Here is a 12,544-nt window from a genome sequence, read left to right on the forward strand (position 1 = left end):
GAATGCGGCCGCTCAGAACAGGATGCGTATAGTAATGAGAAATGCTTGCACGGCAAATCGCACCCGTCGCCAGGCCAGAGGCCGGGGCCGCGAGCCCCGGCCCTTCGCGTCACCAGCCGTAGCTGGCGCTCGCGGTCACGGTGCGCCCGTAGCCGTAGGAACAGCCCACCTCGGAGCACGAGGCGTCGTATTCCTTGTCCAGCAGGTTGCTGGCGTTGAGCGCCAGGCGCACGCCGCTCAGGCTGTAGTGCACGCTGGCGTCGAGCAGGGTGTAGGCCTGCGACTCGACGCTGGCGATGGGTTCGAGCGCCGGGTTCAGGGCGCGCGCGGCGTTGACCCCGGTGTAGCGGCTGGCGCCGGTGTAGCGCACGCCCAGGCCGCCGCCCAGCCCCTTCAGCACGCCGCTGGGCTGGGTGTAGTCGAGCCAGGCGCCGGCCGATTCCTTCGGCGTGTACGGCAGGCGGATGTCCTTCTCCCAGGCGTTGGGCGTCGAGGTGATGAAGGCGTCGGTGTAGCTGTAGAACATCCGCAGGTCGAGGCCCTCGGCCAGGCTGGCCAGCGCCTCCAGTTCGACGCCGCGGGCGTTCACCTCGCCCACCTGGCGCCGCACGGCGGGGGCGGACTGGTTGCGGTTGTCGCTGAGCACGTAGTCTTCCTTGGTCAGGTCGAACAGCGCCAGGCTGACGAAGCTGCGCGCGCCTTCCGGCTGGAACTTCACGCCGATCTCGTACTGCCGGCCCTGCTCCGGGTCGAACGGCTTGCCGGTCAGGCCGTCGGTCCCGCTGACCGGGTTGAACGACTCGCTGTAGCTGGCATAGGGCGCCAGGCCGTTGTCGAACACGTAGACCACGCCCAGGCGGCCGGTGAAGGCTTCGTCGCTGGCCCTGGAGCCGGCCTTGATGCGGTCGTCGATAGCGCTCTTCGACCAGTCGTAGCGGCCGCCCAGCAGCACGCGCCAGTGGTCGTCCAGGGCGATCTGGTCCTGCAGGTACACGCCGGTCTGCCGCGTCACCACCTGACGGTCGCCGGTGCGGGTCAGCGCCGGGACCGGCTTGCCGTAGACCGGCTCGAGGATGTCCAGCGTCGGCGCGCCGCCGTTGAAGGTCAGCTCGTCGGAGTCGGTGCGGCGCCAGTCCAGGCCCATCAGCAGCGTGTGCTCGATGGCGCCGGTAGCGAATACCGCCTGGGCCTGGTTGTCCATGACCCAGCCGCTCATGTCCTCGTCCCAGGCCGAGCTGCTGCGGAACAGGGTGCGCCCGTCGAACGGGTTGATGGCGAAGGTACCGATGTTGCTGTAGGCCAGGTCCGAGGCGTCGTAGCGCAGGTTCTGGCGCAGGGTCCAGACCTCGTTCAGGCGGTGGGTCAGCTCGTAGCCCAGCGAGTAGTAGGTCCGCTCGAAGCGGTTGAAACCCGGCTCGCCCTCGAAGAAGTCCCGGTCGGTGTCGTACGGCAGGTTCAGGCTGTCGCGCAGGTAGGGCGACAGGTGGAAGCTGAAGCCGAACCGACCCTTGTCCTTCTGGTACAGGCCGAGCAGGGTCAGGTCGGTGGCGTCGCCGATGTTCCAGGTCAGGCTGGGCGCGATCATCTGCCGCTGCATGCCGGTCTTGTCGACCTGCGCGTTGCTGTCGTTGCCGAGCAGCGCCACCCGGTAGCGCAGGTCGTTCTGCGCATCGAGCGCCCCGGAGAAATCGCCCGCCAGCTCGCCCAGCTGGTCGGAGCCGGCCCGCAGGCGCACTTCGTTGTGCGCGGTCTCGCCGGGGCGCTTGCTCACCAGGTTGACCAGCCCGCCGGGCTCCGCCTGGCCGAAGATCACCGAGGCGGGGCCGCGCAGCACCTCGACCCGCTCCAGAGCCCAGGCGTCCGGGCGCGGCAGGCCGTAGAGGCTGCTCGACTGCTTCATGCCGTCGCGGAAGATCTGGTTCTTCGAGTCGAAGCCGCGGATGCTGACCCAGTCATAGCGGGTGTCGTAGCCATAGGGCACCGCCACGCTCGGCGTGTAGCGCAGCGCCTCTTCCACGGTGGTCACGGCGCGCGCATCCATCTCCGCCCGGCTCACCACCGAGATCGACTGCGGCGTCTCCAGGATCGAGGTATCGGCCTTGGTCGCGCTGCCGGAACGGGTGGCGACATAGCCGCGGACCGGCCCCCTGGCGTACTCGCCGTAGCGCCCACTGATGGTCTGGCTCTGCAGTTCCAGGCTGCCGTCCCGGGCCTGGGGCGCCGGTTCCAGGCGATAGCCGCCCGCGCCGCTATCGACCGCCCGCAGGCCCGTGCCGGCCAGCAGCACACCGAACCCCTGGTCGACCTCGTAGTGACCACTCAGCCCCTGGCTCTGCCGGCCGGCGGTCAGCGCCGGGTCGAAGCTGAGCAGCACGCCGGCCTGGCGGGCGAAGGTGTTGAGCGCCTCGTCGAGCGCGCCGGCGGCGATGCTGTAGCGGTGCCCGTCGGCCAGCGCCGGCAGGCTCAACGGCACCGCCAGCAGCGGCAGGCTCAGGCCGAACAGGGCGGCCCGCACGGCGGCGGTCAGGGAACGGGGGGTACGGCAGGACATGGCGGCTCCTCGGATGGCAATGAACGACTGCAAAGGAGGCCGAGCGATGAAGAAAAACCTACAAGGAAATTCGAGAATTATTTTCAGGCCGCCATCAGGCTGACCCAGTAGCGGGTGCGATAGACCACCCGCACCGGCAACGTCTGCCCGATGGCCGTCAGCGCCCGGTCCGTGTCGTCCAGCGGGAACACCCCGGAAATTCGCAGCCCGACCACCGCCGGATCGCAGCGCAGCACGCCGGGGCGCTGGCGCTCCAGTTCGGCGACAACGGCGTCCAGGCGCATTTCCCGCGCCACCAGCACACCGTCGATCCAGCGGCTGCGATCCTCGTCCGCGCGCTCGCCGGCCTGCACCGCCGAGGGGTCGAAGCGCGCCTGGGTGCCCGCCTGCAGCACCCGCGCCACGCCCTGCCGTGGGGTCACCTCCACCGCGCCGGCGTACACCGCCACCTGGCAGCTGGTGCCCTGGTCATGGACCCGGAAGCGCGTGCCCAGCGCCCGCAGGGTGCCTTGCCGGGTGTCCACCAGGAACGGCCGCTGGCGCTCGTCCGCCGCGGTCTCCAGCAGAATCTCGCCCTGATACAGGCGGATCAGCCGGTGCGCGGGGCCATAGTCGATATCCACTGCGCTGCCGGCATTGAGGTGCAGACGGCCGCCGTCGGGCAGCAGCAGCGAGCGGCGCTCCCCGGTGCCGGTACGCAGGTTGGCGAACAGCGGCTGCACCACCTCGCCGCGCACCGCCAGCGCGCCGGCGCCGCCCACCGCGATCAACAGGCCCAGCGCCTTGAGTGCGCGCCGGCGCAGCGGATCGTGGCCGGGCTCGTCCAGCGCCGCATGGCCCAGGACCGCCGGCAGCCTGGCGAAGCGCTCGCCCAGGCCATCCAGGCGCTGCCAGGCCAGCTCATGGTCGGCGTGCCGGCTGCGCCAGTCGAGGCAGGCGCTGATCTCCTCGTCGGCGCAGGTGCCGGAGGCCAGGCGCACGCGCCAGGCGATGGCCTGCTCGACCACCGCGGCGTCCAGCCGGCTCATGGGTAGAGCGCCTGGTAGCAGTGGGCGAAGGCCTTGCCCATGTACTGCTGGATCGAGCTGACCGACAGGCCCAGGCGCTCGGCGATCTGCGGGTAGGTCAGGCCGTCGAGCTGCGACAGCAGGAAGGTCTCGCGGACTCGCGGCTTGAGCCCGTCCAGCAGGCGGTCGACCTCCACCAGGGTCTCCAGCACCAGGGCCCGCGCCTCGGCCGAGGGCACCTCGGGCTCCGGCATGCCGGCCAGGGAATCCAGGTAGATGCGCTCCAGCCGGGCGCGGCGGTAGTGGTCGACCACCAGGCCACGGGCGATGGTGGCGAGGAACGCCCGGGGCTCACGCGGCTCAACCAGCTCACGCTGCCCGAGCAGGCGGACGAAGGTGTCCTGGGCCAGGTCGGCGGCGTTCTGCGGGCAATCCAGGCGCAGGCGCAGCCAACCGAGCAGCCAGCTGTGGTGGCCGTGGTAGAGCGTCGCGACCAGATGGGGAGAAGGGGAATCGCTCGACACGGATAGCGACCTGATGAGAACGACGGAAAATCTCAAATGCGAATATATTGCAGATGGAAAAGCCTGTCACTCCAAAAGCGGTCGGTCGCTTGCGTCGGCTCACCCCTCTTCCGGGTCCCGGACGGCGCGGGCGGGCACCTGCACCGACGGGAAGCGCGACGAGGCGAAGCGCACCACCAGGATCGCCATCGCCAGCAGCAGGATCGCGCCGGAAACGTACACCACGCCCAGGCCCGGCCCGTTGTGGTGCGACACGTCGGAGATCAGCAGGCGGGTCAGCGCGGTGATCGCCACGTAGATCAGGAAGCGCACCGGCATGTGATTGGTCTTGAAGTAGATGCCGACCATGGCACCCAGCTCCAGGTAGATGAACAGCAGGAGGATGTCGTCGACCGTGACATGCCCCTTGTCCAGCATGCCGAGGAAGGTCACCACCGACGCCCAGGCGGTGATGCCGCCGATGCCGAACAGCGCCATGTAGTGGAAGGCCTCCACCAGCAGGTTGCCGAACGACTGGGCCAGGGCATGCATACCGCCCCGTAGGGCATCGACTCGCTTGAAATCCACCATCTCACTCCTTCGACAGAACAGGCCCATGCTGGACCACTCGCATGACAACGGCTATGCAGGATGAAGGCCAGCCGGCATGGCGGCAATCCTTCCTTGGGAGCGGTGCCGCTTGCGTCGGCATGGGCCGATGGAATACTGTATATCCATACATATCAATCACATGATACGGGAATGAGGTGATGAATGGCCGTCGAAGTGGTGTACCGCAGCAGTCGCGATCCGGAGCGCCTGTTCATGGATAAGGCCGAAGCCGATCGTTACGACAAGATGCTGGAGCTGGCCGAGGCTCTGTCCGAAGCCCTGCACAAGGCGGTGCCCTCGCTCAGCGAGGAACAGGTGGAGGAGCTGGGCATCTTCATGGCGAAGAACCGCGACACCTTCGCCAAGGCCTTCAAGAACCAGCCGGACGCCCTCGCCGAACTGGACGCCGCCACCGACGACGACGCCTGACGCGCCGTTCGTTCAAGCCGCCCACCGGGCGGCGACCGATGCTGGGCGCTCCTTCCCCTGCCGGAGAGCGCCATGCGTCCCCTGCTTCACATCCTCTATGCCCCGCTGTTCTGTTTCGGCCTGATCGGCCTGGCCACCTGGCTGGTCGGCTATCGCCAGCTGTCGCCGCTGTGGCTGCTGCCCCTGCTGCTCGCCGCCATCCTCGTTTCCCAAGTCGCCGAACGCCTGCTGCCCTACCAGCGCAGCTGGAACGAACCCCATGGCGACGGCCCGGGCGACCTGCTGCACGCGCTGGTGAACGAGTCGCTGAACCTGGCCAGCCTCGCCGCCGTTCCACTGCTCGCCGGGTGGCTGCCATCGCCAGCGCTGTGGCCGACGCACTGGCCGCTGTGGCTGCAGCTGCCCCTGGCCATCGCCTGCGCCGACCTCGGCATCACCCTGATGCACTGGCTCAGCCACCGCAACGCCCTGCTCTGGCGCCTGCACGCGGTGCACCACAGCGCGCCGCGCCTGTACGGCTTCAACGGGTTGATGAAGCATCCGCTGCACCAGCTGCTGGAGGCCGGCGCCGGCGTGCTGCCGCTGATCCTGCTCGGCCTGCCGCTCGACGTCGCCGCCCTGCTGGCCTTCGCCATCGCCGTGCAGCTGTTGCTGCAGCACAGCAACGTCGACATGCGCATCGGCCCGCTGCGCCACCTGTTCGCCTGGGCGCCGCTGCACCGCTTCCACCACATCCGCTACGGCCGTGCCGGCGACGTCAACTTCGCGCTGTTCTTCAGCGTCTGGGATCGCCTGCTGGGCACCGCCTTCCACCGCGCGGGCTATCGGCTGAGCGACGCCGACCTGGGCATCGGCGACCGCCCGGACTACCCGCGCGGCTACCTGGCGCAACTGGTCGAGCCCTTCCGCCGCCCCGTATCCAGCGCCTCGGTCCCGGAGACGCCGGAGGCGCTGCGCTCAATCCAGCAGCCGTAGCCGCAGGTGGCGCAGGCTGCGGTCGGCGCGGATGCCGAACAGCTCGCGCACGGTGCGCGACAGGTGCGCCGAGTCGGCGAAGCCGGCGGCGTGGGCCGCCTCGGTGAGCGTGGCGCCGCGCAGCGCCAGGACCAGCGCCAGGCGCAGGCGGCGCCAGCGCACCAGGCGCCGCACGGACAGGCCGACCTGATCGGCGAACAGCCGCTCCAGCTGGCTGAGCGACAGGCACACGCGCTGCGCCAGGTCGCGGGCGCTGACCCGCTCGACCAGCTGCTCGTCCACCGCGTCCAGGGCCTGGCGCACGCGCGCATCCAGCGGCGCGCGCGGCAGCTGGCGAACGCGCTCGGCCAGGGCCACCATCTCGGCGGGCGCGGTTTCGGCCAGCACCTGCAACTGCTCGACGGAAAAGGCCAGCGGCTCGGCATACAGGGCCAGCAGCGGCTGGCCGGCCAGCTCGAAGGCATGGGCGCGCTGCGAAGGCACCAGCAGCGCGTGCCCGCTGCACGCTCGCCCCTCGACGGACAGCTGCAGCGGCTCGCCGGTCGCCAGCAGCAACTGGTGCGCATAGTGGGCGTGGGGTCGGGCGCTGCCGCTGACCCCGGCCAGCAGGCAATGATCGCGGCCGAGCCAGAGCGCGCCCTGCCAGTGTTCTTCGTGCATGCGGAGCCTCGTCGGGGTTGCACGGGCCACCCTACGGAATCCCCCGCGCCCGCGCCAGGGATGGAGATTGACCGATCGGCCAGGACGGGAGTAGTGTCGCCCCATCCCTAGACGGATGTTCTCCATGAAACCAGTCGCGCACATTCCTTCCGGCCTCGTCGTTCCCCACGACGAGCATCCGTGCGCGCCACCACCTGTCGCTCCGCGGGCCGGCACTCCGCCGCCACCCCGCGCCTGACCGTCCGCCCGCGCGGCCGGTCACCCGACTTCCACGGTTCCGTCCTCTCTGCGCCCGCGTCGGCGACGGAGCCTGTTGCCCTTTCCGACAGGTGATTCTTCATGCGTTTCGACAAGACCTTCTGGGGCGCCTGCGCCTCCACCACGCTGTTCGTCCTGCTCTGGGGTAGCGGCGCGATCTTCGCCCGCCTGGGCCTGGACCACGCCTCGGCCTTCGCCTTCCTGACCCTGCGCTTCGTCCTCGCCCTCGGCGTCCTGCTGCTGGTCGGCGCGCTCGCCCGCATCTGGCTGCCGGCGCGCGGCCAGCGCCTGCGTACGGCCGGCACTGGCCTGCTGATGATCGGCGGCTATTCCATCTGCTACCTGCTGGCTCTGGACCAGGGCATCACCCCCGGCGTGCTGGCCACCGTGCTCGGCGTACAGCCGATCCTCACCCTGATGCTGCTGGAGCGGCGCTTCGCCGCCCTGCGCCTGGCCGGCCTGGCGCTGGCCCTGCTCGGCCTGGTGCTGGTGGTGTGGCAGAGCATCGGCCTGGCGCGCTTCTCCGTCGCCGGCACCGGCTACGCCCTGGGCGCGCTGCTGTGCATGACCCTCGGCGCCATCGCCCAGAAGGGCCTGAGCCAGTCGCCGCTGCAGGCGCTGCCGCTGCAGTACGGGGTCAGCCTGCTGGCCTGCGCCCTGCTGCTGCCCTTCCAGCGCTTCGAGGTGGACTGGTCGCTCGACTTCCTGGTCCCGCTGCTGTGGCTGGGCATCGTCATCTCGGTGGTGGCCCAGCTGCTGCTGTACCGGCTGATCCGCGCCGGCAACCTGGTCAACGTCACCAGCCTGTTCTACCTGGTGCCGGGGGTGACGGCGGCGATGGACTACCTGTTCCTCGGCAACGCCATGAGCGGCCTGAGCCTGGCCGGCATGGGCGCCATCCTGCTCGGCCTGGTGCTGGTGTTCCGGCGCTAGCCACACGGGGCCCGGATGGCCTCCGGGCTATGGCTCCGGTGCCTCCAGCGCCTGCACCAGGGCCTTGAGGAAGCGCGCCGCCTCGCCGCCGGTGGCGGCGCGGTGGTCGAAGGTCAGCGACAGCGGCAGCACCGGATGCACCGCCGGTTTGCCCTCCCAGGCCACCACCTCGTCGCGGATGCCGCCGGCGCCGATGATCGCCACCTGCGGCGGCACCACCACCGGGTTGGCGTAGCGGCCGAACAGGGTGCCGAAGTTGGACAGGGTGAGGGTCGCGCCCATCATCTCCTGCGGCGGGATGGAGCGCGCCTTCACGTCCGCGCGCAGGCGCGCCATGCCTTCCTTGAGGTCGTCCGCGCCGCGCTCGCCGACGTTGCGCAGCACCGGCACGAACAGGCCGTCCGGCGTGTCCACGGCGATGCCCAGGTCGAGCCTGTCGTGACGGCGGATGGACGGGCCGCGGCCGTCGAACCAGCTGTTCAGCACCGGCTCCACCGTGCAGGCGTGGGCGATGGCCTTGGCCAGACGGATCAGCGGGTCGCGGGCCTCCGTCCAGCGGTGCAGGTCGGCGTCGCCGTAGATGGTCACCGGCACCACCTCGGCGTGCGACCTGGCCATGTTGATCGCCATGCTCCGGCGTACCCCGCGCAGGCGCTCACCGCCGAAGCGGTCGCGCTCGCCCTGGGCCGCCGTCTCCACGTCGGCGGCGGTGATCAGGCCATCGGCGCCGGAACCGGCGAGCCCGGCCAGGTCCACGCCCAGCCTGCGCGCCAGCTGGCGCACCGCCGGCGTGGCGCGCGGCGCCAGGTGCTCGCGAGTGGACGGCGCGGCGCCGACGAAGAAGCTGTCCTCCTGCGCCCCACCGTGGCCGCCCTCCAGGCGACCGACCACCGTACCGGCGTCATCCTCGCCCTCGTAGGCCAGCAACGGTTCGCCGACATGAAGGATGTCGCCCTCGCCGCCGAAGGTCTTGCTCACCACGCCGTCGTAGGGCGCGGGAATGTCGACGATGGCCTTGGCCGTCTCCACCGAGACCAGCAGCTGGTCGGTCTTCACCGTGTCGCCGGCCTTGACGTGCCACTCGACGATCTCGGCTTCCTGCAACCCCTCGCCCAGGTCGGGCAGCTTGAAGTATTTCATCGTGCCTCCTCAATTCTCCCCTCTCCCCCTGGGAGAGGGGCCGGGGGGTGAGGGTTTTTCAGGCCACTCGGAGCCACCTATTGCCCCCTCACCCCAACCCTCTCCCGGAGGGAGAGCGAGTCGGTGTGTGCCCCTCGCAGTCACCTACGCGTAGTTCAGCGTGGCCTCGCAGGCGGCGAGGATGTCCTCGACGCCGGGCATGTACAGCTGCTCCAGGCGGTACAGCGGCGGCGGGATGTCCGGCGCGGTCACCCGCTGGATCGGCGCCTGCAGGTCGAGCAGCGCGCGCTCGTAGAGGCTGGCGGCGATCTCCGCGCCGACGCCGCAGGACTTCGGCGCCTCGTGGACGATCACGCAGCGCCCGGTCTTGCGCACCGAGGCCTCCAGGGTGTCGAGGTCCAGCGGCTTGACGCAGGCCACGTCGATCACCTCGGCGGACACCCCCTGCTCCGCCAGGCGCTCGGCCGCCTGCAGCGTCTCGTGCACGCTGGCGCCCCAGCTGATGAGGGTGATGTCGCCGCCCTCGCGCAGGGTGAAGCAGCAGTCCAGGGGCAGGCGCCTGCCGTCGTCCGCCAGTGGCTGCGGGTTCATCCGGTACAGCCGGGTGGGTTCGAGGAACACCACCGGGTCGGGATCGTCGATGGCCGCCAGCAGCAGGCCGTAGGCCCGCGCCGGCGACGAGGGGATCACCACGCGCAGGCCGGGAACGTGGGCGAACAGCGCCTCGGTGCTCTCGCTGTGGTGCTCGGGCGCGCGGATGCCGGCGCCCATCGGGCTGCGCAGCACCATCGGGCAGCCCAGGCGCCCGCGGGTGCGGGTGCGCATCCGCGCGGCGTGGGCCAGCAGGTGCTCCATGGCGGCGAAGACGAAGCCGAGGAACTGGATCTCCATCACCGGCTTCAGCCCCTGCGAAGCCATGCCCACCGACAGCCCGGCGATCATGGTCTCGGCCAACGGTGTGTCGATCACCCGCTTGAAGCCGAAGGCCTCGCGCAGGCCGAGGGTGGCGCGGAACACGCCGCCGTTGACGCCCACGTCCTCGCCGAGCACCACCACGTCGCCGTCCTCGCGCATCGCCCGGTGCAGGGCCAGGTTGACCGCCTCCAGCAGGGCGTACTTCTTCGTCTCATTCATGGCCCTGCCCTCCCGCGCGACGGGCCGCGCGCTCCAGCAGCATCTCGCGCTGCTCCGCCAGGGCCGTCGGCCAGCGGGCATAGACATGGTCGATGATCGATTCCACGGGCTGCTGGCCGGCGCTCTCGAAAGCCTCCACCGAGCGCTGCACCCGGGCCTGGCATTCGCCGATCAGGGCCTGTTCGCGCTGCTCGTCCCAGTGACCCTGGCCGGCCAGGTAGGCTTGCAGGCGCTTGATCGGTTCCTCGTCCCAGGCCTTCTTCACTTCCTCCGCGCTGCGGTAGCGGGTGGCGTCGTCGGCGGTGGTGTGGTCGCCCAGGCGGTAGCTGATGCACTCGATCAGCACCGGCCCCTTGCCCTGGCGGGTGCGCTCCAGAGCGGCGGCCACGCGATCGTAGACGGCCAGCACGTCGTTGCCGTCCACCTGCTCGCCGGGGAAGCCGGCGCCCAGCGCCTTCTGCGCCAGGCTCGGCGCGCCGCTCTGGATGCGCCGGGGCGTGGAGATGGCCCACTGGTTGTTGTTGATCACGAAGAGCACCGGCAGCTGCCAGGTGCCGGCGACGTTGAGCGCCTCGAGAAAGTCGCCCTTGCTGGTGGCGCCATCGCCGCAGGTGGTCACCGCCACCCGGTGCTCGCCGCGTATGCGGAACGCGGTGGCCACGCCGCAAGCGTGCAGCGCCTGGGTGGCGATGGGCACGCAGAGCGGGAAGTCCTGCGCCGCGGCCGGGTCGGCATAGGCGCTACCGCGCTCGTCGCCGCCCCAGTACAGGAGGATTTCCTCCATCCGCACGCCACGCATCAGTTGCACGGCGGTGTCGCGGTAATAGGGCACCAGCACGTCATCGGCCCGCATCAGGCTGCCGATGGCGACGCCGATGGCCTCCTGGCCGAGGGTCGGCGCGTAGGTGCCGATGCGCCCGGTGCGCTGCAGAGCCACGGCCTTTTGGTCGAACAGCCGGGTCAGCACCATCTGCCGGTACAGGCGCGTGAGCAGGTCAGGATCGCCGGCCCAGGCGGGCAGTTCGGCGCAGGGGCGGCCGTCGGCCGCCAGGTAGCGGGTGAAAGGCAGGTCCAGCTTGGTCATCGCATGCCTCCTCATGGGTGTGCAGGCGTCACCCGCCACTCGTGGCGGCGGATGGTCTTCGACCGGGCCTCCGGGTAGGAGGCTCAGCCGCCGTACAGCAGGCGCTCGGCCAGCGCGTCGGCGACCCGCGCCGGGGAGCGCTTGTCGGCCTGGGCGTGGGCGTAGATCTCGGTCAGGCGCCGGCCGATCTTCGTCAGGTGCGCAGTGATGGCCGGCAGCTCTTCCCCACGATGCTTGAGCGCGACATAGATCAGGCCGCCGGAATTGATCACGTAGTCGGGCGCGTAGAGGATGCCGCGCGCTTCGAGCACATCGGCGATCTCGTCCTCGGCCAGCTGGTTGTTGGCCGCGCCAGCCACCGCGGCGCAGTGCAGCTCGCGCACCGTCCGTGCGTTCAGCACGCCGCCCAGACCACAGGGGGCGAAGATGTCGCAGGGCGTGGAGAACAGCTCCTCGCTGCTCACCGGCCGGGCGCCGAACTGCTCCACCGCCAGCTGCACGCGGCCGGGGTCGAGGTCGCTGACGAACAGCAGCGCGCCGGCGGCGGCCAGCTGCTCGGCCAGGGCATAGCCGACATGGCCGAGCCCCTGCACCGCGATGCGCAGCCCCTGCAGGTCGTCGCTGCCGAGACGGGCCAGCGCGGTGGCGCGGATGCCGGCGTACACGCCCATGGCCGTGTGTGGCGAGGGGTCGCCTGCCTCGGTGGTGCTGGTGACATGGCGGGTCTGCTGGGCGACGCAGTCCATGTCGGCGCTGGAGGTGCCGCTGTCCACAGCGGTGATGTAGCGCCCGCCCAGCGACTCGATTACCCGGCCGAAGGCCTCGAACAGCATGCCGCGGTTGTCGACATGGGGCGGCCGGATGATCACCGCCTTGCCGCCGCCCTGCTCCAGCCCGGCCAGGGCGGCCTTGTAGCTCATGCCCCGGGCCAGGAGCACGGCATCGCGGACCGCGCTATCGTCGTCGGGATAGGCCAGGTAGCGGCAGCCACCCAGGGCCGCGCCCAGGCGGGTGCTGTGGATGGCGATGATGACCCGCAGGCCGGTGGCAGGATCATGGGCAATATGCAGCGCTTCGAGCCTGGCGCTTTCCATCATGGCGAACATGGCGGACTTCCTCGCTGGCTTTACGGGCCAGTATAGGCCGGCCACCGAGGGAAGCTGGGCCGGCCGGTTATAAGCCGGCGCGAGGAGATAACGCGATTGAAGCAGGAGGCGACGCGCGCGCCTCAGATCCTGTTCAAAGGCTCGCGAGCTGG

12 protein-coding genes are annotated in these 12,544 nt (G+C 70.3%); 3 read left to right on the plus strand and 9 right to left on the minus strand.

Annotated elements, in window-relative coordinates; genetic code table 11:
* Positions 1–109: 109 nt before the first annotated feature.
* From N5D30_RS12290 to N5D30_RS12305, 4 genes are all read right to left on the minus strand, one after another.
* Positions 110–2,551, minus strand: coding sequence for a TonB-dependent siderophore receptor (locus N5D30_RS12290; RefSeq protein WP_279909208.1), 2,442 nt, complete (start codon positions 2,549–2,551; stop codon positions 110–112).
* 83 nt (positions 2,552–2,634) lie between these two features.
* Positions 2,635–3,579, minus strand: coding sequence for a FecR domain-containing protein (locus tag N5D30_RS12295; protein WP_279909209.1), 945 nt, complete (start codon positions 3,577–3,579; stop codon positions 2,635–2,637).
* The gene (locus tag N5D30_RS12300) at positions 3,576–4,082 is read right to left on the minus strand and encodes a sigma-70 family RNA polymerase sigma factor (RefSeq protein WP_279909210.1); all 507 of its coding nucleotides are present in this window, start codon (positions 4,080–4,082) and stop codon (positions 3,576–3,578) included. Before N5D30_RS12300 ends, N5D30_RS12295 begins: the two co-directional genes overlap by 4 nt.
* Positions 4,083–4,181: 99 nt before the next feature.
* The gene (locus N5D30_RS12305; protein ID WP_279909268.1) at positions 4,182–4,613 is read right to left on the minus strand and encodes a phosphate-starvation-inducible PsiE family protein; all 432 of its coding nucleotides are present in this window, start codon (positions 4,611–4,613) and stop codon (positions 4,182–4,184) included.
* A 222-nt stretch (positions 4,614–4,835) separates the two neighbouring features.
* Between N5D30_RS12305 and N5D30_RS12310 the strand changes: the two genes are divergently transcribed.
* Both N5D30_RS12310 and N5D30_RS12315 read left to right on the plus strand, forming a co-directional pair.
* Positions 4,836–5,102, plus strand: a complete 267-nt coding sequence (locus tag N5D30_RS12310; protein WP_220814743.1) for a YebG family protein — start codon at positions 4,836–4,838, stop codon at positions 5,100–5,102.
* A 72-nt stretch (positions 5,103–5,174) separates the two neighbouring features.
* Entirely contained in the window at positions 5,175–6,077 is a 903-nt protein-coding gene (locus tag N5D30_RS12315) for a sterol desaturase family protein (RefSeq protein ID WP_279909211.1), read from the plus strand.
* On the opposite strand, the gene N5D30_RS12320 is transcribed toward N5D30_RS12315, so the two are convergent.
* Complete coding sequence (locus N5D30_RS12320) at positions 6,060–6,737, minus strand: AraC family transcriptional regulator (protein ID WP_279909212.1); 678 nt, start codon at positions 6,735–6,737, stop codon at positions 6,060–6,062. The two genes, N5D30_RS12315 and N5D30_RS12320, sit on opposite strands and share 18 nt — an antisense overlap.
* 339 nt (positions 6,738–7,076) lie before the next feature.
* Between N5D30_RS12320 and N5D30_RS12325 the strand changes: the two genes are divergently transcribed.
* On the plus strand, positions 7,077–7,928 hold the full coding sequence (locus N5D30_RS12325; RefSeq protein WP_279909213.1) for a DMT family transporter: 852 nt from the start codon (positions 7,077–7,079) through the stop codon (positions 7,926–7,928).
* A gap of 27 nt (positions 7,929–7,955) precedes the next feature.
* Here the strand turns inward: N5D30_RS12325 and N5D30_RS12330 are convergent, their stop codons facing one another.
* The 4 genes from N5D30_RS12330 to N5D30_RS12345 form a co-directional block, all read right to left on the minus strand.
* Positions 7,956–9,068: a dihydrolipoamide acetyltransferase family protein gene (locus N5D30_RS12330; protein WP_220814739.1), complete on the minus strand. Its 1,113-nt coding sequence runs from the start codon at positions 9,066–9,068 to the stop codon at positions 7,956–7,958.
* A 144-nt stretch (positions 9,069–9,212) separates the two neighbouring features.
* Entirely contained in the window at positions 9,213–10,202 is a 990-nt protein-coding gene (locus N5D30_RS12335) for an alpha-ketoacid dehydrogenase subunit beta (RefSeq protein ID WP_279909214.1), read from the minus strand.
* A complete protein-coding gene (gene pdhA, locus N5D30_RS12340) occupies positions 10,195–11,286 on the minus strand; it encodes a pyruvate dehydrogenase (acetyl-transferring) E1 component subunit alpha (protein WP_279909215.1) in 1,092 nt (363 codons plus the stop codon). The genes N5D30_RS12335 and pdhA overlap by 8 nt, the downstream gene beginning before the upstream one ends.
* A gap of 83 nt (positions 11,287–11,369) precedes the next feature.
* On the minus strand, positions 11,370–12,392 hold the full coding sequence (locus tag N5D30_RS12345) for a Glu/Leu/Phe/Val dehydrogenase dimerization domain-containing protein (protein ID WP_279909217.1): 1,023 nt from the start codon (positions 12,390–12,392) through the stop codon (positions 11,370–11,372).
* Positions 12,393–12,544 lie beyond the last annotated feature (152 nt).

Source organism: Pseudomonas sp. GD03875, assembly GCF_029840585.1.
Lineage (GTDB): Bacteria > Pseudomonadota > Gammaproteobacteria > Pseudomonadales > Pseudomonadaceae > Aquipseudomonas > Aquipseudomonas paralcaligenes.

Excerpts from the sequence above, each read along its gene's own strand:
- N5D30_RS12295 (WP_279909209.1), bottom strand. The coding sequence starts at position 3,579 with ATGAGCCGGCTGGACGCCGCGGTGGTCGAGCAGGCCATCGCCTGGCGC.
- N5D30_RS12305 (WP_279909268.1), bottom strand. The coding sequence starts at position 4,613 with ATGCATGCCCTGGCCCAGTCGTTCGGCAACCTGCTGGTGGAGGCCTTC.
- N5D30_RS12345 (WP_279909217.1), bottom strand. The coding sequence starts at position 12,392 with ATGTTCGCCATGATGGAAAGCGCCAGGCTCGAAGCGCTGCATATTGCC.
- pdhA (WP_279909215.1), bottom strand. The coding sequence starts at position 11,286 with ATGACCAAGCTGGACCTGCCTTTCACCCGCTACCTGGCGGCCGACGGC.
- N5D30_RS12325 (WP_279909213.1), top strand. The coding sequence starts at position 7,077 with ATGCGTTTCGACAAGACCTTCTGGGGCGCCTGCGCCTCCACCACGCTG.
- N5D30_RS12335 (WP_279909214.1), bottom strand. The coding sequence starts at position 10,202 with ATGAATGAGACGAAGAAGTACGCCCTGCTGGAGGCGGTCAACCTGGCC.
- N5D30_RS12315 (WP_279909211.1), top strand. The coding sequence starts at position 5,175 with ATGCGTCCCCTGCTTCACATCCTCTATGCCCCGCTGTTCTGTTTCGGC.
- N5D30_RS12310 (WP_220814743.1), top strand. The coding sequence starts at position 4,836 with ATGGCCGTCGAAGTGGTGTACCGCAGCAGTCGCGATCCGGAGCGCCTG.
- N5D30_RS12330 (WP_220814739.1), bottom strand. The coding sequence starts at position 9,068 with ATGAAATACTTCAAGCTGCCCGACCTGGGCGAGGGGTTGCAGGAAGCC.
- N5D30_RS12320 (WP_279909212.1), bottom strand. The coding sequence starts at position 6,737 with ATGCACGAAGAACACTGGCAGGGCGCGCTCTGGCTCGGCCGCGATCAT.
- N5D30_RS12290 (WP_279909208.1), bottom strand. The coding sequence starts at position 2,551 with ATGTCCTGCCGTACCCCCCGTTCCCTGACCGCCGCCGTGCGGGCCGCC.